The following is a 19,076-nucleotide window of genomic DNA, read 5'->3' as shown; positions in this document are numbered from 1 at the left end:
CGTACGCCTGAACGGCGTCGCTCGATCTCTCCCGAAACTTCGTTTCGGGAGAGGTACGCCATGTGGAAATCTGCCAAAAAGCGGAATCAAAAAAGCTCCACGCCCTCCATGGACCCTGCGTCGTTCGACTGGCAAAACTTCCCTGTTTCGCGTGCTGTTCTCTGCGTCGCGTTGCGAGTAAAGTACCGCCACTATGAATACTCTTTTTGAATTGAACGATGATGTCGCGGTCGTGATCGGCGGCACAGGCGAGCTCGGCGGCCACATGGCCCAGGCACTCGGATCGGCCGGGGCTCGCACGGCAGTCTTGGGACGCAACGCGGAACGCGGCGAAGCGAAAGTCAAAGCGATCACCTCGGGCGGTGGCGAAGCCAAATTCTTTGCCGTCGACGGGATGCAAGCGGACTCGTTGGCCGAAGCTCGCGACGCCATCACGGCTTGGGCCGGAACGCCAACAATCCTGGTCAACGCGGCGGGCGGAAACCATCCCGACGCGACGATTCCACCTGGCGGCGATGTCTGCGGATTGCCTCGCGAAGCCTGGCAACACGTGTTCGACCTGAACCTGGTCGGCGGAGCGTTGTTGCCCAGCCAAGTGTTCGCGCCCGCGATGATCGAAGCCGGCGTCGGCAGCATCATCAACATCGCCTCGATGTCAGGCATCATCCCGCTGTCACGCGTCGTGGCTTACTCGGCCGCCAAAGCCGCGGTGATCAACCTGACCTTGTGGCTGGCTCGCGAATGGGCGACCACCGGCGTGCGAGTCAACGCGATCAGCCCCGGCTTCTTCCCCGCCGAACAAAACCGCAAGCTGCTCTACAACGACGACGGCTCGTACACTGAACGTGGCGGCCAAATCATCGGTCACACCCCGATGGCTCGCTTTGGAAAACCAGAAGAACTCGCCGGTGCCGCCATCTGGTTGGCTTCGCGAAAAGCGTCTTCGTTTGTGACCGGGCAAAACATCGCGGTCGATGGCGGTTTCGCATCCGTCACGATCTAGCCCTGCTTCGAACGAGTTTCCTGATTCGCTCACGATTCATAACCCGCAGCGTAAGCAAGGCAGCGCAGACCTCTGGGTGAATCCGCTTCACTGCTCTTCATCTGAGAACCTATCTCGCGGCGAGCCAATCGTGAAATGACTCGCTGATTGCCGCCCATTCCCCTTCATCCCAACTTTCCCCATCCACACTGTCCCATGATTGAACTACGCAGCGACGCCAAATACGCCATGGTCATTCCCACCAGCATGGGAATTCGCCTCACGCCAGTGGACCACCAACCGTTCCACTGCAGCGACACGTTCAAGATGCAAGCCACCAGCGCGGAATCGAACGTCGGCAGCATCTCGTCGTTCTTGGGATTGCCCGTCAAAATCTTGACCGCGTTTGTCAAAGACAGCCCCGTCGCCCGGTTCATCAAAGATGACTTGGCCGGCCGTCACATGGACTACGAAGGTCCTGAATTCGTTCAAGACAACCCTTGGGGCGTGCGTCACCAAATCAACATGGCCGACAGCGGCTGGGGTTCGCGCGGGCCTCGCGTGCAAAACGACCGCGCTGGTGAAGTCGGTCGACAACTGAACGTCAAGGACTTCGACCTCGATCGCATCTTCGGAACCGAAGGCGCCAAGATCGTTCACCTGTCCGGCCTGATCGCTGCACTCTCGGAAGAGACCAGCGAGTTCTGCTTGGAGATCGCTCGTGCGGCCAAAAAACATGGCTCACGAATCTCGTTCGACCTCAACCACCGGGCTTCGTTCTGGAAAGGTCGCGAAGAAAAATTGGCGGCTCAGTTCAAAGAGATCGCCAGCCTGTCCGACATCCTGATCGGCAACGAAGAAGACTTCCAACTGTGCTTGGGTGTCGAAGGCCCCGAAGCCGGCGGCAGCGACATCTCCGCGAAGATCGATGGCTTCAAGGAAATGATCAATCGGGTCAAAAAGGAATACGCCGACACGACTCTGTTCGCGACCACGCTGCGTGAAGTCGAGAGCGCCAACCTGCATCACTGGGGCGCGATCGTTTCTCACGGCACCGAGTTCGCTGTCATCGAACCACGCGAAATCGGCGTGATCGATCGCATCGGCGGCGGTGACGGATTCGTCGGCGGCCTGCTCTACGGCGTGCTGCAAGGCTGGGACGCAGAGAAGAGCTCGCAGTTCGGCTGGGCCACTGGTGCTTTGACCGCAACGCTCTACACCGACTACGGCCAACCTGCCGACGAAGATCAAGTCTGGAGCATCTGGAAGGGCAACGCCCGCGTCCAACGCTGATCTTCGCACGCCGTTAATTCAATCTCTTCCTCATCGGGGAAGAGCCCAACTGATTCACTCTTCCCTCCGGGAAGCAGTGCAGTTTTCTGGCAATGCGTTCTGGCGGGTTTCTGCAATTGAGAGCCTCTCCCGAAACGAAGTTTTGGGGGAGGTCGAGCAAAACCGTAGGCCAGGCCGTGCCAGGCAATGGCCCCCCGCCGATCGATGCACCACCGCCGCGACATTCAACTTCGCGACAAACCTCAACTCTGGATCAACCAACCACGCCACCATGCAAGACATGGCCTACGGTGCGTTGGCCGACCTTTCAAACGCCGATCACTCTTTCTCGGCCATCGCCTCTTCGAAGGTCGTGTACTTCCAGACGATTGTGGTCGGCGGATTCAACTCCATCGTGCCGATCCCCTTCGTCGCGAATTCGCCGTCGACCGTGTAGGTCCACCCGTGAGTCGCATTGGTGCTGACTCCTTCAATTGAATTGACAAACGCGGTCGTTCCCTCTCCGCCGATCTCCATCTTCGGCGCACTTAGGTTGCCCATCAAAGCTTCCAACGTCGATCCTTCGGCGACATTATCCACGACATAGGACTTCGTCGTATCTTCGTCGATCACGAATTCGAGCGTGACCTCGCCAGTAGGGATGTAATCCTCGATCACCGGTGGTTCGACGGGTGTGGTGGATCCACCGCATCCACTGGCACTCAGCAGAACCGCGCCCAGCAGAACGCAAAACAATGGTCGAAAACGGCTGTCACTCGCCCGCGTGAAAAAGTGTCTCGCTGCCGACGATGACTTCCGTGTCGTTTTTGTAAACACAATGTTTGCCTGTGAAACGTGGTAGCGAGCGAACCTGGCGAAATGGTTTTCCACAACTTACCGCGAAACCACTCGCAAGTCATGCGAACCCGCCAAGCACCCGTAGCCGACTGAGGCCCCTCAGTCGGTTACCACACCCGAAACGCACCCGACACCTAAAGGCTCATCGCTTCGTTCCTCGCAGCAAAGCCCCAACCCAACTGCGATTGATTGCGTTCAAGCCGACGGAGGGCCTCCGTCGGCTACAGGTTGGCTAGCACCTTCCAATTCCGACCCAGCACCGTAGCCGACTGAGGCTTCTCAGTCGGCAAACCACACCCGAAACGCACCAATCCCCCGAAAGCTCATCAACTCATTCCCCGCAGAAAAGCCCCACCACTGCCCCCGATCAGTTGCGCTCGAGCCGACGGAGAGCCTCTGTCGGCTACACGGTGCCTGGCACCTCGCATTTTGCTCCGTGAAACTCTTGCAGGTCGCTCCGCAACGATCGCACGCCAGCTGAAAGCACAAGATCCCCAGTAGTCGCAAATTGAGATTGCGACTATGGTAACCAGAACAAAGAGGCTCGTCTCAAAACAGGATTTGCAACCAAATGACCATGTGCCGGGGAGTTCGCGGGGCCACCACCGTCGAGCAGGATGACCGCGAAGAGATTCTCAAAGCAACGACTCAGTTGCTGGCGCTGATGATCCGCCGCAACGAAATCGACTCCGCCGACTTGGCCAGCGCAACATTCACGGTCACCAAAGATTTGCACAGCGAGTTCCCTGCCCTCGCGGCACGTCAACTCGGGTGGCTCGAAGTTCCGTTGCTGTGCGGGTACGAAGTCTCCGTCGAAGGCTCACTGCCGCGTTGCATTCGAGTCCTGCTTCACTGGAACACGACGAAGTCTCAGTCCGAAATTCAACACGTCTACATTCGTGACGCGGTGAAGTTGCGGCCCGACCTGTCAAAGGTTCCCGCGGTGGACATTGAGGAATTGGAACGATGGATCGCGGAACACCTCAAAGAGGATTGAAACCGTGAAATTGCAGTGGATCCCCTCCACCACCCTCAGCCTCCTGCGAATGGTCCAGTGGATCAGTTGGCAACGAGACCTAAAGGACGCATCGCTGCAGAAGGCGATCCAGCCCGCGGTCCAGGACGTCTGCACCCGATTGATCAACGCGTCCATCGATCCCGCGGTCATTTGGGAACACTTGATCGATGAAGCCATCGCCCAAGACAACGACGTGGAACTCTCACCCGCACTTTGCGAAATCGCCTTGATTCGCGGCGGCCATTCCGATCTGCAATCCGATCAAACGGCGATGGCAATTCATCGCAGTTTGGAAACATGCCGGCGAGCGTTCACGACACGATCACCAAGATTGGCGGACCAGCTTCGTCTGCGATACGCTCCGCTCAAACAGGCTTACGAGTCCTACGGCCCCGGACTGGTTCGCTCCGTCGGCAAAGCGATTTGGAACGGCAGCCCGCCGACCGATTGGTGGCCATCGCGAGTCAGCGTTCATGCCGTGCAACCCATCGCTAACGGAGCTGCGGGTGCCAGTTCACAACAAGCCAGCGTGTGGATCGAAGCGGTCCTGACCGACATGGATCCCGATGTCCCCGAGTGGTTGCGTTTGGTTTACCAACTCACCTGCATGGCCATCAGCTCGCACACACGAACGCACAACAGCAGCAGTGGGACTCGGACAAGCAGTGACACAGCAACCGGCGAAGCTGGAACATCGTCCGAGCTTCCTTGGACGACGGCGATCGTTCCATTGATTCTTTCCAAGGCTGCTGATGCTGGCATGATCCCCAGCAATCGCTTTCCGTTGGCAAAAGCGTTGTCGATGTGGCAACCCGAACTTCCTTCCGCCAAAGCTCCCATCGTCGAACGATGGTGGGAACAAGTCGGGCTGACCGGCCAACCAACGCCGATCGCACTCAAACAACTTGCTGCCGCGTTGTCCGCACACAACTCATCCGATCCATCCACCAACTTTCACACGGCTTGAATTGATGGTCGCCTACCTCGCCATTCAAGACGGCAACGAGAAGGGAACTCAATTCCCTTTGGATCCAGAACGCCCGATGCACATCGGACGCGCTGCGGGCTGCGAGATCATGTTGACGGATCCCAATAGCAGTCGATTCCACGCGGTCATTTATTACGAAGACCACAACTGGCAACTTCGCGACACTGAAAGCCGCAACGGGACGCTCGTCAACGGAAAGAAAGTCAGCACCGCTCGACTGAACAACGACACGCAAGTCGTCATCGGGAAAACGATCATGCAAATGATCAACCTCGACGAAGACTCGCTCAACGAAGACGCGCTGTCGCAAACCGTTTACGAAGAACTTGAGTCCTATCGAACTCGTCAGCCAGATCGTATCCGCGAGCCAGGCCAACTGGTCGATCATCCGGATGACTTGTTGGACTTGTATCAACTCAGCCTTTCGCTGCTGGGTGGCAAACGCGCCGACGAAGTCATCAACACGACTCTCGAGTTGTTGCTGGATCGCACCGCGTCGGAAACGGTGACACTGGTCGCTGATTTGGGCGATGGCCGTTGGAAAATCCGACGTCAATTCCCCAAGGATTCGCAACCGATCAAATTCGATCGCGGCCGCCTGCGCCACGTCAGCAACGAACAAAAGCCCTACATCAGCGACCATCCTGACAACAACGGCAAATCAGGCAAAGACGCCTGCATGATGGTTCCGATCCTCGATGGCGAAACCTCCCTCGGTGTGCTGGTTTTGCACCGCAGTGGTGCTGCCTACGATGAACGACTGGTCGACTTGACGGTCGGTGCCGGCAGCCTGCTGACAAAAGGAATCGCCCAATCAACGCTGACTGAAAATCTGCGATTGGAAAACCAACGCATCGCTGATCGAAATGCCGACCAAGGCGAATTGATCGGCAGCAGCAAATCCATGTTGCGACTCAAAGAACGAATCTCTCGCGTCGGTGCCGCCAACGGTTCGGTGCTGGTTCGCGGTGAGAGCGGTTCAGGCAAAGAACTGGTCGCCCGCGCTGTTCATCGATCATCGACGCGAACCGATCGCCCCATGCTGACCGTCAACTGCGCCGCGATTCCTCGTGACCTGCTGGAAAGCCAGTTGTTCGGTCATAAGAAAGGATCGTTCACCGGTGCCGACAACGACCACGACGGTTTGTTTCAACAAGCCAACGAGGGCACGTTGTTCCTGGACGAGATCGGTGAGTTGAGCCTAGAAGGACAAGCCAAACTGCTGCGGATCCTGGAAGGTCACCCGTTCCTTCCAGTGGGAGCCACCAAACAAGTCAGCGTCGATGTTCGCGTGATCGCCGCCACCAACCGAGACCTCACCGAATTCGTCCGCGACGGCCGTTTTCGCGAAGACCTCTACTATCGACTCAGCGTGTTCGAACTCGTCGTGCCGCCCCTTCGCGAACGCGGGGAAGACATCGACATCTTGATCGATCACTTCCTGGACCATTTCCTTCGTCAACATGGTCGGCCCAAGCTGTCACTCAGCGATCCTGCTCGCGAACGGATGCGGAACTACGCTTGGCCAGGCAACGTTCGCCAACTGCGCAACGTCATCGACAGCGCTGTCGTGATGGCCGACGAACCCATGATCCAAGAAGACGACCTTGGCCTCCGTGACGCGGGGCTGACTCAGATCGACACGCTTCGAATCGATGTCTGGGAAAAACGATTGATCGAAAAAGCACTCAATCGGTGCGACGGTAGCGTGCCCGAAGCGGCGAAGTTGCTCGGGATCAGCCGAGCGACCGCGTATCGCAAGATCACCGAATATGAGATCGAACGATGAGCGATTCATCGCCCGCCCCCGATCCTGACGAATCCAAAACCGCGAAAGAAATCGCGTCTGATCACGATCGAATCTCGAACCAGCGTAAACAGCACCTTCGCAACCTGGTCGTGATGGCGTTCGCCGACGGATCGCTCAGCCACCGCGAAGTCCACTTGATCGCTGAGCGTTGCGAAGAACTTGGGTTGCACGAATCGGAGCTTGAGGCTGCTCTCGCGTTCGGCATCAGTGACAGCGCCAAACTGCAACTGCCCACCGAGCCCGATGTCCGCGAGTCATTGCTCAAAGATTTGATCCGAATGATGGCCGCCGACGGGCAATTCGTCGAAGCCGAAAAGAGACTGTTTGCTTTGGCGGCCGCGAAAATGGGGCTGACCGGACAACGACTGCAAACCTTGATTCAATCCGTTCAGCTCGAACTGGGCCGCTCTCCGTGACAGATGCCTCCACTTCTCCCCGTCGTCGCATCTTGATCACATCTGGACCGACTCGGCAGTACCTCGACCCGGTTCGTTATCTCACCAACGCGTCGAGCGGTCGCATGGGCGCCGCACTCGCCGGTGCCGCATTGGCACTCGGACATGATGTCGTGATGATTTCGGGACCAGTCTCGGTCGACTATCCCGACGGCGTGGAACTGATCAACGTGCTAACCACGCAAGAAATGTTGCAAGCTGCTGGCGAAGCCTTTCAAGACTGCGACGGCGCCATCGGTGCGGCCGCACCGTGCGACTACATGCCTCGACATGTCTCGACACAAAAACTGTCCAAGACCGGCGAACCGCTTCAATTGGAATTGATTGAAACACCCGATGTCATCGCCACCCTTGGCCAGAGCAAACGCCAGGATCAATGGGTCGTTGGTTTTGCATTGGAAACCGATGATCGCCGCTTTCGAGCCACCGTCAAACTGGAACGCAAGCACTGCGATCTGATGGTCAGCAACGGTCCTGAAGCGATCAACTCTAGCGAAAATCAAGTTGAACTGTTGGATCCGTCCGGAGACGTGATCGAACACATTCGCGGCACCAAAGAACACGTCGCCCAGCGACTTCTTCACCAAATTCACCACCGACTGCTCACCTCCTGACCCCTCATGACCACCACGCAAATTGACCTGCAAACGAAACTCGGTCGCCTAACGCTCCCCAATCCAATCTTGGTGGCGTCGGGCACCTTTGGCTACGCGCGTGAAATGGAAGGCATCGTTGACCTCCCTCGTCTCGGCGGGATCTTGCCCAAAACCATCACCGCCGAACCACGCATCGGCAACGCACCTTGGCGAACCGTCGAAACCTCGGCTGGTTTGCTCAATGCGATCGGGCTCGATAACGATGGCGTCGACGCGTTTCTCGAACATCACCTGCCGTATCTCGCCGGACTCGGAACGCCCATCATCGTCAGCGTCGCCGGGCGAACGGTCGAAGACTTCACCGAACTGGCTCGCCGAGTCGGCCAGTGCGATGGCGTGTCAGCGATCGAACTGAATCTGTCCTGCCCGAACGTCAGCGGCGGAATTGACTTTGGCACCAACGCCGAATCATGCCGCGAAGTCGTCGCCTCCGCACGCAATGCCTGCGACGTGCCGATCCTCGCCAAACTCACACCCAACGTGACTCGCATTGCCGACATCGCTCAAGGCGCAGCCGACGGCGGCGCTGACGCGGTCTGCCTGATCAACACAGTCCTCGGCATGGCGGTCGACTGGAAGAAACGTCGCCCCATACTTGGCAACGGCATGGGCGGACTCAGTGGCCCTGCCATCAAACCCATCGCGTTGCGGTGTGTGCATCAAGTCCGCCAAGCCGTCGACATTCCGATCATCGGAATTGGTGGCGTCGCCAACATTGATGACGTGATGCAGTTCCTTGTCACCGGCGCCTCCGCCGTGCAAATTGGCACGGCGAACTACTACGACCCCACGGTCTCTATGCGGCTGATCGACCAACTGCCCGCCGCCCTCGACGAACTTAACGCCTCCACCCTCACCGAAATCATCGGCACCCTCACGTAAAAGAGCCATCGCATAAACGGTGCAAGGTGCCTGTTTAGCGGGAGCGTTTAAGGGTCAGCAGGATGCTTCCGTCGTTCTCCAGTGATTCGAGTTTCTTCGGTGCGGGTGCGCCGGGCGGCAGCGACAAGCACAGGACCAATTGATCGTCGTCGATGGAGTAGATTCCGTTGACAGGATCCTGCGCGTCCCTCGTCAATGACGACAGAGTAAATCCTTTCGGATCGGATTCGACGTTCAGGATGTAGTCGACCTCCGTAAGTTCACCCTGAGTAACAAATGAAACGTTGCCGCCATCGAAGTTGAACTCTGTGATTGGCCCTTCGACTAAATCTTGGCCGTTCACTTTCGTTGAAACGACATCCCATGCGCCGGCAAGTTCTTGGCGTTGCAAATAAACAGGGTCCTGGCGTTCATCGGCTGTCAGTTTTCGAATTTGGAAGAAGTCAAACTGGGCCTCGATTTCATGGTCCCGCAGCGATCCGTTGCAAGCCATGATCCCAATTTGCTGAGGGCTGCCATCGCCCCAAACTGCTTCTCCGATAACTTTGTATTTTTCACCGTCGGTGCTGAAAGCTCGCTCATAAACATTTCCACGCTTGATCACGCGCAACCAAAGCTGGTCGGCAGGCTCCATGAATTCATCGGTGTCAACCAGACGATACGTGTCCTTTTCTCGCATGTGCTTGAACCCAGCATGCCGTCCACTGTGCTCATAGTCGAATTTGAGATAGTTGTCGTCATCGTCATAAATCATCAATCCAGCTTGCTGATAATTCTTGACTGGCCGAAAGGACTCGACACAGGTCGTGACCACAAAGTCGTCATCACCTTCGACGGGATTTGGCACCAAATACAGATTCCGTGTCAGTGGCATTCGACGAGTCAGCGCGTTGCCACCGAGACCACCAAAATGCGTTTTCAACGTGAGTTTGCCAGGATGGCTGGTGAGCGACATACGATCGGGATCGGGTCGCAACGGGTCCCAAAGATCATCGACCTTTCCTTCGAACCCATCAAAGAACAACGTGTCGGGCTCATCGGCGACTAAGCAAGAAGCATTGTGCCCTATGCCTAGAAAGATCGAGGCAACAACAACGACTCCATATCGAAAACGCAACCGCCCGCGTGACATTCAGATCTCCTCATCTAAAAAGAAACAAAACTGCATCCAGCAATATAGCCAACCTGGTGCTCGGCATTGCCAACGTTCCTCAATTGGAACCTTTGAGAGTCAACAAAATACGGCACCATCTCGTGACGATTCAAGCTTTTAAAGAGCAGGCGTCTCTGGCGGCAAAGACAGACATAGAATCAATTCGTCTCCATTGATTGCATAGATTCCGTTTCCCCCAAGACTTCAAAACCATTGCCGTCTGTTCTGTGGGCTACCCAGCGGAGTCGATATTTGGTGGAAGCAAGATCTCGCGTCCGCCGTTTTTGATGGTCTGAATTTTGCCGCGAGGCACCCAACCTTCCGCGGACGCGGTGCGGACAAGCATCCACTGACCGCGTGATTGAACAACTTCCACTTGCTTCCCATCCGCATTGCTCCACTCGATGAGAGCAGGAAACGAATCAGCATCGCCGGTCCGAACGGTGACCTGATCAGCGACAATATAACCGGCGGATGGTCTTGAAACCGCTGATGTCGCCAACCACCAAACCACACTTCCGCCCACGGCAACCACCACAAGCAACGAAGCCATTGAACGTGCCACACGACGTGTTTCAGGTGCGAATTGCCCGACCCGAATTGAAATCAGCAAAACCCAAAAGACGACAGCCAAAGCGATCACTGTCCACCGCAGTTGGCTTGATCCCCAGTGTTTGAAAAGAACCGGCGAGATCGCTCTTTGGGCCCACAATTCCCACGACAGGTCATGATCGCTGGACTCTTCGACTTGATCGCGAGCCAACCACAATCGCGTGCGAAGCGAATCGTTTTCTGGATTCCACTTCAACGCATTTTCGTAAGCAGCAATCGCTCGTCCAATTTGGCCAGACTGCAGACAGGCATTTCCTAAGTTTGAATACAACCAAGGATTCTCGACTCCCGCGTCCACCAGCGTCTGATATCGGGTTGCCGCCAAAGCAAAATCCGCTTTCGCATCCGCACGTCCTGACTGCAAATCGCCAGCCAGATCCTTCGTCGATGCGTCACGAGAGTCTTCCATTTCCAGCATCGACATTCCACGCTCGTAGGCTTGGTTGGCTTCCTGGAACAACACAGACATCGATGTCTGATCCAAGGTCACGCCGTCGAGTGGCTCAACGGCATTGCCTCTATTCGCCGGAGCAATCTCCATCGCGAACGACTTCAACATGGAATCACGGAAGACGCCACCACTCGCCAACGTCCAGCCGACGATCATCCACCCCAGTGTTCTGGCCACACTTCGTGAATGCAAAACAGAGGCAGGTTTCGTCCGTGAACTTCGCGAGGGTCGTTGTTGCTCGCGAAAGCTTTCTAGTTGTTCAATCAATGCCACACCGCGAGACCGCATTGGCTCCGCGGCGACCGTCGCTTCCGACGGAACCACCGATTCTTCACGCTGACAACGTTCGATAAATGACTCGACCTCAGCGGCCAATCCATAACCTCCCGTCGCTCGCAAACCACCGACCCCAGACATCCAGTTCGATGATTCACGATCGGTCCCGAACTGTCGCTGCAGATACGCCGCCATGGCTTGCCCAATCGCCGGTAAATCCTCGGCCAGTTCCATCTCTTGCATGGCGCGCTCGCCCGGTGACTTCCATTCGGGCATCCACGCCATCCAGCGACTTCGGTTCTGCCAAACGACAAGACTGAACCAGACCAACCCCGGAAACACGATCAGTGACCAACCTTGCATCTGCTTTTTGCGAACTGGCACGTTTTCAAGTGCATCCGCGGACGTGTGGTTTTGCCAGAGTGAAGCTGCCCAGACCTCCCCTGCATTTTCGCCGCCCTGCCCTGCCCCGCTGACCGAATCGGAGTCCACCGATCGGTTTCCATTAGAAACGATGGAACCCAGCTTCAGAGTCTCCGACGGTTTGACACGCAAGGGAATTGGTTCACTCTTCGCGACTTCAAACGATTCCGTTTTCGGATTGAAGAAATGAAACTCGATCGGCGGAATCTCAGTCACACCTTCGTGCTTGGGCCGAATTGTCGGAGCGAACACCTTCATGTTGTCTTGGACGAAACCGGGCAGCGGTTGATCAGAGACTTTGAAATCAGCGGTCAACTCCGGCATGGTCGACAACGGAGGGCATCGCACCAATTCCATCGGCCCGTCGCCAGTGATTCCAATCTTCAACTTGACCGCGTCACCGGCTTCAACCGACTGCGGGGTCGCCTGAGTGACGATGGTGTATTCGCCTACCGCACCGTTGTATCCATCCGGTCGACCTTCGGTGGGAATGGGCAGCACTTCGATGGCATCGATCTCAGCCTTCGCTCGTATCGGCCGAGACTTCTTCACAGCAAACCGTGGTCGCCCAAATGGAGCGTGAAAGAAATCGTCATCAAACATCGATCCCATGCCGAACGGATCTCGTCTCGATGCCGGACCAATTTCGGTCGGATAGTTGAAGACGATTTCCACACCGCCGGCGTCAACCTTGCCAGGCTTCTTGGGATAAATCTCGGCGTCGATCTCGTACAGATAGTATTCACGAGATTGACCGTTTTGATCTTTACGCAGAACCGACCGTCCTCCAGGACGCTGGTTTTGTGCACGCATGTCCTCCAACGCCTTCGTGAATTCGCCCCACTCGGTCTGAGAAGAACGCATCGACCACATGTCGCCTTCCGATAGCGTCAATTCTTGGTCCGCCATCCGATACGGACGAAGCCAAATCTTCAATGTCAATCGAATCGGCTCACCAACGTACACCGAGCTTTCTTCGCCTTCGATTTCCACAAATAGCAGATCGCCGGTTTCGCTCGCCGTTGCAACAAAGGTCATCGGTTCGGTCCGAAACACATCACCGTCGGCCCGAATATTCATCGCTGGTATTTCAAAGGTCCCCACTTCGGTCGGAGTCACGCGGTACAAAAACGTGATGCTCTGTTCCTGCAACATTCGGCCATTGACGACCGCGACTCTCCGGCTCTGTTGAGGTGCCCCTTCGCGAACAATTTCGACACCTTTGACAGTTGGCAACTCCGGGAGCTCATACTCTTCTGCGTTTTGAATTTGGATTTGCAAAGTCAATGAGGCACCCACATACGCCTCCTTGGACGACAACTTCGCCGTCACGTCGGCCGCGTTTGCTATGCCAGCGCACGTAAATAAACCGCAGCACATCAACACGACGAGCAGTCGAATGGCGGGGCTCGCGCATTGCCGCTTCCAATTTGCACATTCAATGGATTTCATGATCGACCTCACCAATCTCTTTCCACTGGAATTTGACGTGATCGTTCTCGTTGTTCTCTTCCGAAACGCCGCAGCATGTCTCGGTCGCGAACGGCTTGCAGCATCTTCAAAGCCTCCTCGCGAGTCATGGATTGCGGCATCACTTGTTGTGTCATCGCACCGCCTTCGCCTTCCTGGATTTCGGATTCGTCGCTTCCTTCCGATTGAGATTGCAACTGTCCCTCAGGAGCCGCTCCGGTGGATTCGCCGGCGGATGATTCGGCATCATCCGCCCCATCCTGCGGTGAATCCTGTTCCGGCATTTGATTTGAGTCAGTTCCGGACTGGGCGGAATTTTGTCCAGACTCTTCTGACTCACTTTCGTTGCCGTCCTCGCCACCCTGTTGCTCATCTTCCTGCTTCTCACCGGCGGAAGACTCCTGCGAATCACTCTCTTGTGACTCGCCTCCATCGCTCGGGGATTCACTTTCGTTTTGGTCTCCCGAGGCCGATTGATCTTCTCCGTTTTGATCCTGCTGATCTTCCGACGAGTTGTCTTCAGAGGGCTTGGATTCCTCTTCTGAAGACCCGTCCTCTGACTGCCCCGATTGCTGTTCCTCCTGTCGCTCCAATTCCTGCTTCAGCCGCAACGCCAATTCCAAATTTGTGCGTGCTCGACGCACCACGTCGGCTACCGAATCGTCGTTTGATTCCGCAGCATGATCCATGGACCGAGCCACCTGGATCGCGGATCGAAAATTCGCGATCGCAGCATCCAATACCTCCTTTGCAGCGGCTGGCTCAATCTGCATTCCCGCCAATGCTCGTGAATACTGACAGTTCCCAAGGTTGTAACGAGCCCGCAAGGCGAGAGACGTATCGAGCGAACTCGCCGCCTCCGCAAAGAGTTGTTCCGCTGCATCCAACTCTCGTGATTCAAAGTGTTCCACGCCTTGGTTGAACTGTTCGCGACCGACGCGATCAACAGGCGACATCGGCCCACCGTGTGACCGCAAGTCATCCTGAGCACGCAGTGTCCCACTCCAATTCAGTGTTCCAGCCAGCAGAACCAATGCCACTTTCGCGGCATTTCGGGAAAGTGGTTCCGCGGAACGAACGGGTGTTTCATCCTCCGCAACGGATTGTTTGTTCGGCCAGCCTCGAAGCAGAACCTCAAAAGCCAGCAACAGCATTGTCGGGATCAAGAACCAATGAAAGCGAGGAATGTATGTATTGATTGTCGCCGTCTGCAAATCCGTTTTGTCGACGTTTGAGATGTACCCGTGAACCACATCAGACATATCCACTCGTTTGGTTCCCGCCGGGATGTAAGCTCCATCGGATTGCGTGGCGACCTCCATCAAAATGGCACCGTTCATCTTTGAAATCACCGTTTGTCCTCTGTGCTTCACATAGCGTCCGCTCTGCCGACGAGGCAGCTCAGGATCCACATCCGGAATCCGTGAGCCTTCGTCCATGTCGCCCAAACCGATCGTAAAAATGCGAATGCCTTTTTCTTCGTGGGCCCGCTTCGCTTCGGAAACCGGATCGCTCTCTTGGTCCTCTCCATCAGTCAAAATCACCATGGCTTTATGGTCGGTCGTTTTGTCCAGGAACGCATCGGATGCAACTCGAATGGCATCCCCCAAACGCGAACCGCCTCGACGCACCGAGTGGAGACCAACGGAGTCCAACGTCTGTTTGAAATCTTCCACGTGCCGAGTCAGCGGCAGCGTTTGCCGAGTCTCGCCAGCAAACACGACCAACCCAACTCGGTCGCCCGGCATCTCATCGACCATGTCTTTGATTTGTTGCTTGGCGCGTCCCAATCGGTTCGGCGAAACATCTTCCGCCAACATGCTGCGGGAAACATCCAGCACAAACACCGCTTCGATTCCACGTTGGGGAACTTCTTCCCACGCCTTGCCCCAACGCAAATCGGACAGCGCGCCAACCATCAGCACCAACGCCGCCAACAATAGGAATGAACGAACGGGACGATTCCATTTCGATGGATTCGCGAACCGGTTAGCCGGCCGCGTTCCGAGGAAGCGTCTCCAAGCGATCCGCCGCGAAATGCCGGCATAGCCGACTAGCAACGCAACACCCGCAACGACGATCAACCACGTCAAAGCTCCAGGATTTCCCCACTGTATGTCGGACGTGTTCACACCAACTCCTTCAGCCAAAGGTGTTCCAATAGCGAACGAAGGATCAACACGACAAACGCGATCGCAACCACAGGAGGAACCGTGAACGAACGCCAATACCACGGCTGAACGGCCAAATCTCGATAGCTGACATACTGCTGTGTTTCGACTTCCGTTTTTTCCAATTGATCGATTTCGCGATAAATTGCATCGAGCGAATCGGTGTCCGTCGCCCGGAAATACTTGCCGCCGGTAATCTCAGCCACCTTTTGCAGTGTCGCTTCGTCGATGTTCACCTCCATGTAATGCAGCCGCTGACGACCGGTGAATGGGTCACGGACGGGCACGGGAGCCTTGCCCTTTGTGCCAACTCCGATCGCATAAACTTTGATTCCCATTGTCTCAGCCAGCTCGGCAGCTTGAACCGGATCCAATTCACCGGCGGTGTTCTCTCCGTCGGTCAGCAAAATCAAGATCTTGCTCTGCACCTTTCTTTCCTGCCTTGCATCCAAGGCGTTCAGTTTTTCGACCGACAATGCGATAGCGTCTCCAATCGCGGTTCCGTCCTCATCTCTTCGATTGACGATCTCAGTCTGGTTCAACCGTGACACCACAAACGAATGATCCAGCGTCGGAGGCGTTTCCGCATCGGCATACGCCGCGAAAGTAATCAGCCCCACCAAGTCACTGAAACGCCCTTCCAAATCTTCGCCACCGGTGATGAATTTGCTGGCCACGTTCTTCACCGCGGTCAATCGGTCAACGGGCTCGCCGTCAATGTTGAAGTCCATCGCTTGCATGCTGCCGCTACGGTCGATCACCATTTCGATTGCGATCCCTTCGGTTTGCGAAACCGTTTGTTCGCGTCCTTCGCGTGGTCGTGCCAACGCCACCACTAACAATGCAAACGCAATCAACGTCAACGCCTTCGGCAACCACATCCAACGTTGCCGCAAACTGGGCGGAAGTTCATCGACCGCGGCGACCGAACTGAAAGCGATGGAGGCCGTGCCTCGACGACGCCACATCCACCAAGCCATCAGTGGAATCAACGCCAACAACCAAAACGCGTGAGGCCATGCAAAATTCATGCGTTTGCCTCCTGTGTGATTCGAACCTGCAACGTCTCAAGCTGTTTCATCCAGTCATCGGACCGATTGAGCCAAGAATCAACTTCCGAGGATGTCGCCGAGATACCGGCAAACGAAACCTCGTCCGCCCGAGTCAGCATTGTCAGTAGCTCACCATCAATCGCCGGCTCGACTTCCCGCAGCCAAGCCGATGCTTCGTCCGACGTGACCGCCGATTCTCGTCCCATCATCGAACCGATCCATTCGCGAAAGATCGGTGACAACTGACGTGCACAATCGTCGGGAGTGAGTCGTTGCTTGCGCCATTGGGAACGCAGATCCGTCAGCTGTCGGCGTGCCCAGTCCGCGTTGGAAATTTCTCCACGAGATCGAATCCGGCGAATCAACAATGCTCCGGCGATCAAGACTCCGATCAAACCGACAACGACGCCAGGCAGCGAAGAACTCGATGGCGTTTCCTCGGTCGGCAGCGCAATGGCACCGGCAATCGGCTCTGGCTTCGTCGGGTCAGCAGTTTCCGATAGAACGCTGACAACATCGATGAAAATTGGCTGCGTCACCAGAGAACCGGCTTTCTCCCAATCGATGGCGGCATTCTCGGATCGACTCTCCAATTGCCTTGGAAGCGTTTGAATTTCAACACTCGGAATGGTCACTTCGCCCGTCTGCAGAGTCTCCAGCGTCAATCGCACCCACCATCGACGCGAATTGGGGCCTGGCTCATCCGCGTGGGGCAAGTCCTCTCGAACTTCCTTCGCGATGATTTCCCAATTGCCGAGAGACTGGTCCAGCGCAGGCAAGACAACTTGCAACTCGCTCGGAACGATGACTTCCAATTCAAATTGCAAAGGTTCTGCGATCAGCGTTTCCGAATCGGACACAAGAAGTCGGAATTCTATCGGACCATCGCTCTGCCGCTGAACGATCGCATCAGCGTATGCAGCGGTCGTCGCCGCGACGCACAGTAGGACTGCCATCCATTTGCAAATCGTCAACATCGCTTGAGAGCGGCGTCTTTGGCTCATTACTTTTTCGACCCTCATCGTCGGTTCTCCCGTTGATGGAAGTAGCGACGCAAAGGTTCGCCCAAGTCTTCTCCGGTCCTCAAGTGCAGTGGTTCCATTCGGTAACGTCGAAACAAAGCGTCACGCTGTTCCTCTCGTTGTTGAACCATCTGTGCATACCATTCGCGATGCTTGCGGCTGGAAGTATCGATCCAACTTAAATCACCGGTTTCGTTGTCGCGAAGCGGAACCAAACCCACCGCAGGCATCTCCATTTCTCGAGCGTCCGTGACCACTACGGGAATCAAATCATGCTTTCGAGAAGCGACGCGAAGCGATTTCTCGTAGTCCTTGGATTGGAAGTCGCTGATCAGGAACACGACCGTCCTTCGTTTCGCGGTCCGCTGCAAGTGTTCCAGCGCAGCTCCAACATCGGTCCCAGATCCACGGCAAGGATGAGTCAACATTTCGCGAATCAGTCGCAGCACATGACGTGAACCTTGCCGTGGGGGAAAACTCTTTTCGATGTCTTCGCTGAACAGTGTCAAACCAACCCGATCGTTGTTTTTGATGGCCGACATCGCCAGGGTCGCTCCCAGTTCCGTCACCAATTCGCGTTTGGTTTGCGACTGGGTTCCAAAGTCCAATGACGCCGAACAATCCACCATCAACATCACCGCCAACTCGCGTTCCTCTCGAAACAGCTTGACGAAGGGAGCGTCTTGGCGCGCGGTCACGTTCCAATCAATCGTGCGAACATCGTCGCCGACTTGGTAGGGGCGAACCTCTTCGAATTCGATGCCTCGGCCTTTGAATGCCGAATGCCATGTCCCCGCCAACATCTCGTCGACACGGTGGCTGGTTCGAATTTGGATTCGACGAATCTTGCGAAGGATTTCGCTGGGAGTCATCGCTTAAGGTGCCGGAATGTGATCGAGAATTTGCTGCACGATGGATTCGCTGGTCAAATCTTCCGCTTCGGCTTCGTAAGTGATCATCACCCGATGCCGCAATACGTCCAACGCAATCGAACGCACGTCGGTCGGCAGCACGTACGCTCGTCCCGCTAAAAATGCGGCCGCTCTGGCAGCGAGCGTCAGGTTGATCGTTGCTCGCGGCGAACCACCAAACTGAATCAATCCATCCAATTCCAACCCGTAAGCCTTTGGACGCCGAGTCGCCATCACCAGATCGACGATGTAGCCCTCCACCTTTTCGTCGACGCGAATTTCGTCGAGCAACGCTCGTGCTGCCAAGATGTCCTCTGGCGAAGCAACCGCGTCGACTTCCAATTTCGTACCCGTCTTTCCCATTCGACGAAGAATCAACAACTCCTCTTCGCGGTTGGGATAATCGACGATGACTTTCAGCATGAATCGGTCAGTTTGAGCTTCCGGCAACGCGTACGTGCCTTCTTGCTCCACCGGGTTTTGCGTCGCCATCACCAAGAACGGCTCGGGCAGTGGAAAGGTTTCGCTACCGATCGTGACTTGATGTTCTTGCATCGCTTCCAACAAAGCGCTCTGAACTTTCGCCGGCGCCCGGTTGATCTCGTCGGCGAGCA

At 56.1% G+C, this 19,076-nt stretch carries 17 protein-coding genes; 9 read left to right on the top strand and 8 right to left on the bottom strand.

Annotation, left to right across the window (positions count from 1 at the left end; genetic code table 11):
- The 3 genes from B2R17_RS14250 to B2R17_RS14240 all read left to right on the top strand — a co-directional run.
- Positions 1–210, top strand: a 210-nt coding sequence (locus B2R17_RS14250; protein ID WP_286764503.1) for a hypothetical protein, incomplete at its 5' end; no start/stop codon positions are given.
- Positions 194–1,003 (top strand): D-mannonate oxidoreductase, encoded by an 810-nt coding sequence (locus B2R17_RS14245; protein ID WP_008658281.1) that lies wholly within the window; start codon positions 194–196, stop codon positions 1,001–1,003. The genes B2R17_RS14250 and B2R17_RS14245, both read left to right, overlap by 17 nt.
- Positions 1,004–1,198: 195 nt before the next feature.
- Positions 1,199–2,275 carry a sugar kinase gene (locus B2R17_RS14240; RefSeq protein WP_008658280.1) on the top strand — a complete coding sequence of 359 codons (1,077 nt, stop codon included), beginning with the start codon at positions 1,199–1,201 and terminating at the stop codon, positions 2,273–2,275.
- 318 nt (positions 2,276–2,593) lie between these two features.
- Here the strand turns inward: B2R17_RS14240 and B2R17_RS14235 are convergent, their stop codons facing one another.
- Positions 2,594–3,010 (bottom strand): DUF4430 domain-containing protein, encoded by a 417-nt coding sequence (locus tag B2R17_RS14235; protein WP_286764502.1) that lies wholly within the window; start codon positions 3,008–3,010, stop codon positions 2,594–2,596.
- Positions 3,011–3,683: 673 nt separating this feature from the next.
- Here B2R17_RS14235 and aroH point away from each other — a divergent pair.
- The 6 genes from aroH to B2R17_RS14205 are packed head-to-tail and all read left to right on the top strand — an operon-like array spanning position 3,684 to position 8,921.
- Positions 3,684–4,109 (top strand): chorismate mutase, encoded by a 426-nt coding sequence (aroH, locus tag B2R17_RS14230; protein WP_007325001.1) that lies wholly within the window; start codon positions 3,684–3,686, stop codon positions 4,107–4,109.
- Between the two features lie 4 nt (positions 4,110–4,113).
- Positions 4,114–5,097, top strand: a complete 984-nt coding sequence (locus B2R17_RS14225; protein ID WP_008665881.1) for a hypothetical protein — start codon at positions 4,114–4,116, stop codon at positions 5,095–5,097.
- A 4-nt stretch (positions 5,098–5,101) separates the two neighbouring features.
- Entirely contained in the window at positions 5,102–6,907 is a 1,806-nt protein-coding gene (locus B2R17_RS14220; protein WP_007332284.1) for a sigma-54-dependent Fis family transcriptional regulator, read from the top strand.
- Positions 6,904–7,344, top strand: coding sequence for a TerB family tellurite resistance protein (locus B2R17_RS14215; RefSeq protein WP_008665883.1), 441 nt, complete (start codon positions 6,904–6,906; stop codon positions 7,342–7,344). Before B2R17_RS14220 ends, B2R17_RS14215 begins: the two co-directional genes overlap by 4 nt.
- Positions 7,341–7,997, top strand: a complete 657-nt coding sequence (locus B2R17_RS14210) for a phosphopantothenoylcysteine decarboxylase (protein WP_008665885.1) — start codon at positions 7,341–7,343, stop codon at positions 7,995–7,997. The genes B2R17_RS14215 and B2R17_RS14210 overlap by 4 nt, the downstream gene beginning before the upstream one ends.
- A gap of 6 nt (positions 7,998–8,003) precedes the next feature.
- The gene (locus tag B2R17_RS14205) at positions 8,004–8,921 is read left to right on the top strand and encodes a dihydroorotate dehydrogenase (protein ID WP_286764501.1); all 918 of its coding nucleotides are present in this window, start codon (positions 8,004–8,006) and stop codon (positions 8,919–8,921) included.
- A gap of 34 nt (positions 8,922–8,955) precedes the next feature.
- Here B2R17_RS14205 and B2R17_RS14200 read toward each other — a convergent pair whose 3' ends face one another.
- From B2R17_RS14200 to B2R17_RS14170, 7 genes are all read right to left on the bottom strand, one after another.
- Entirely contained in the window at positions 8,956–10,053 is a 1,098-nt protein-coding gene (locus tag B2R17_RS14200; protein WP_286764500.1) for a DUF1349 domain-containing protein, read from the bottom strand.
- A 253-nt stretch (positions 10,054–10,306) separates the two neighbouring features.
- Positions 10,307–13,288: a BatD family protein gene (locus tag B2R17_RS14195; RefSeq protein ID WP_286764499.1), complete on the bottom strand. Its 2,982-nt coding sequence runs from the start codon at positions 13,286–13,288 to the stop codon at positions 10,307–10,309.
- 8 nt (positions 13,289–13,296) lie between these two features.
- Positions 13,297–15,438, bottom strand: coding sequence for a VWA domain-containing protein (locus B2R17_RS14190; protein ID WP_286764498.1), 2,142 nt, complete (start codon positions 15,436–15,438; stop codon positions 13,297–13,299).
- Positions 15,435–16,508 carry a vWA domain-containing protein gene (locus tag B2R17_RS14185; RefSeq protein ID WP_286764497.1) on the bottom strand — a complete coding sequence of 358 codons (1,074 nt, stop codon included), beginning with the start codon at positions 16,506–16,508 and terminating at the stop codon, positions 15,435–15,437. The genes B2R17_RS14190 and B2R17_RS14185 overlap by 4 nt, the downstream gene beginning before the upstream one ends.
- Positions 16,505–17,506: a hypothetical protein gene (locus B2R17_RS14180; protein WP_339889012.1), complete on the bottom strand. Its 1,002-nt coding sequence runs from the start codon at positions 17,504–17,506 to the stop codon at positions 16,505–16,507. Before B2R17_RS14180 ends, B2R17_RS14185 begins: the two co-directional genes overlap by 4 nt.
- 41 nt (positions 17,507–17,547) lie before the next feature.
- A complete protein-coding gene (locus B2R17_RS14175) occupies positions 17,548–18,423 on the bottom strand; it encodes a DUF58 domain-containing protein (protein WP_286764495.1) in 876 nt (291 codons plus the stop codon).
- A 3-nt stretch (positions 18,424–18,426) separates the two neighbouring features.
- Positions 18,427–19,076 (bottom strand): AAA family ATPase (locus B2R17_RS14170; protein ID WP_286764494.1); only part of this gene is annotated, 650 nt, incomplete at its 5' end.

This window comes from Rhodopirellula sp. UBA1907, assembly GCF_002337565.1.
GTDB classification, from domain to species: domain Bacteria; phylum Planctomycetota; class Planctomycetia; order Pirellulales; family Pirellulaceae; genus Rhodopirellula; species Rhodopirellula europaea.
This window is presented reverse-complemented; position numbering and strand designations above follow the sequence as displayed.

Bases quoted from the DNA above. Each gene is read 5' to 3' on its own strand.
- B2R17_RS14245 (WP_008658281.1), top strand. From the start codon at position 194: ATGAATACTCTTTTTGAATTGAACGATGATGTCGCGGTCGTGATCGGC.
- B2R17_RS14240 (WP_008658280.1), top strand. From the start codon at position 1,199: ATGATTGAACTACGCAGCGACGCCAAATACGCCATGGTCATTCCCACC.
- aroH (WP_007325001.1), top strand. From the start codon at position 3,684: ATGACCATGTGCCGGGGAGTTCGCGGGGCCACCACCGTCGAGCAGGAT.
- B2R17_RS14220 (WP_007332284.1), top strand. From the start codon at position 5,102: ATGGTCGCCTACCTCGCCATTCAAGACGGCAACGAGAAGGGAACTCAA.
- B2R17_RS14215 (WP_008665883.1), top strand. From the start codon at position 6,904: ATGAGCGATTCATCGCCCGCCCCCGATCCTGACGAATCCAAAACCGCG.
- B2R17_RS14205 (WP_286764501.1), top strand. From the start codon at position 8,004: ATGACCACCACGCAAATTGACCTGCAAACGAAACTCGGTCGCCTAACG.
- B2R17_RS14200 (WP_286764500.1), bottom strand. From the start codon at position 10,053: ATGTCACGCGGGCGGTTGCGTTTTCGATATGGAGTCGTTGTTGTTGCC.
- B2R17_RS14195 (WP_286764499.1), bottom strand. From the start codon at position 13,288: ATGAAATCCATTGAATGTGCAAATTGGAAGCGGCAATGCGCGAGCCCC.
- B2R17_RS14185 (WP_286764497.1), bottom strand. From the start codon at position 16,508: ATGAATTTTGCATGGCCTCACGCGTTTTGGTTGTTGGCGTTGATTCCA.
- B2R17_RS14180 (WP_339889012.1), bottom strand. From the start codon at position 17,506: ATGTTGACGATTTGCAAATGGATGGCAGTCCTACTGTGCGTCGCGGCG.
- B2R17_RS14175 (WP_286764495.1), bottom strand. From the start codon at position 18,423: ATGACTCCCAGCGAAATCCTTCGCAAGATTCGTCGAATCCAAATTCGA.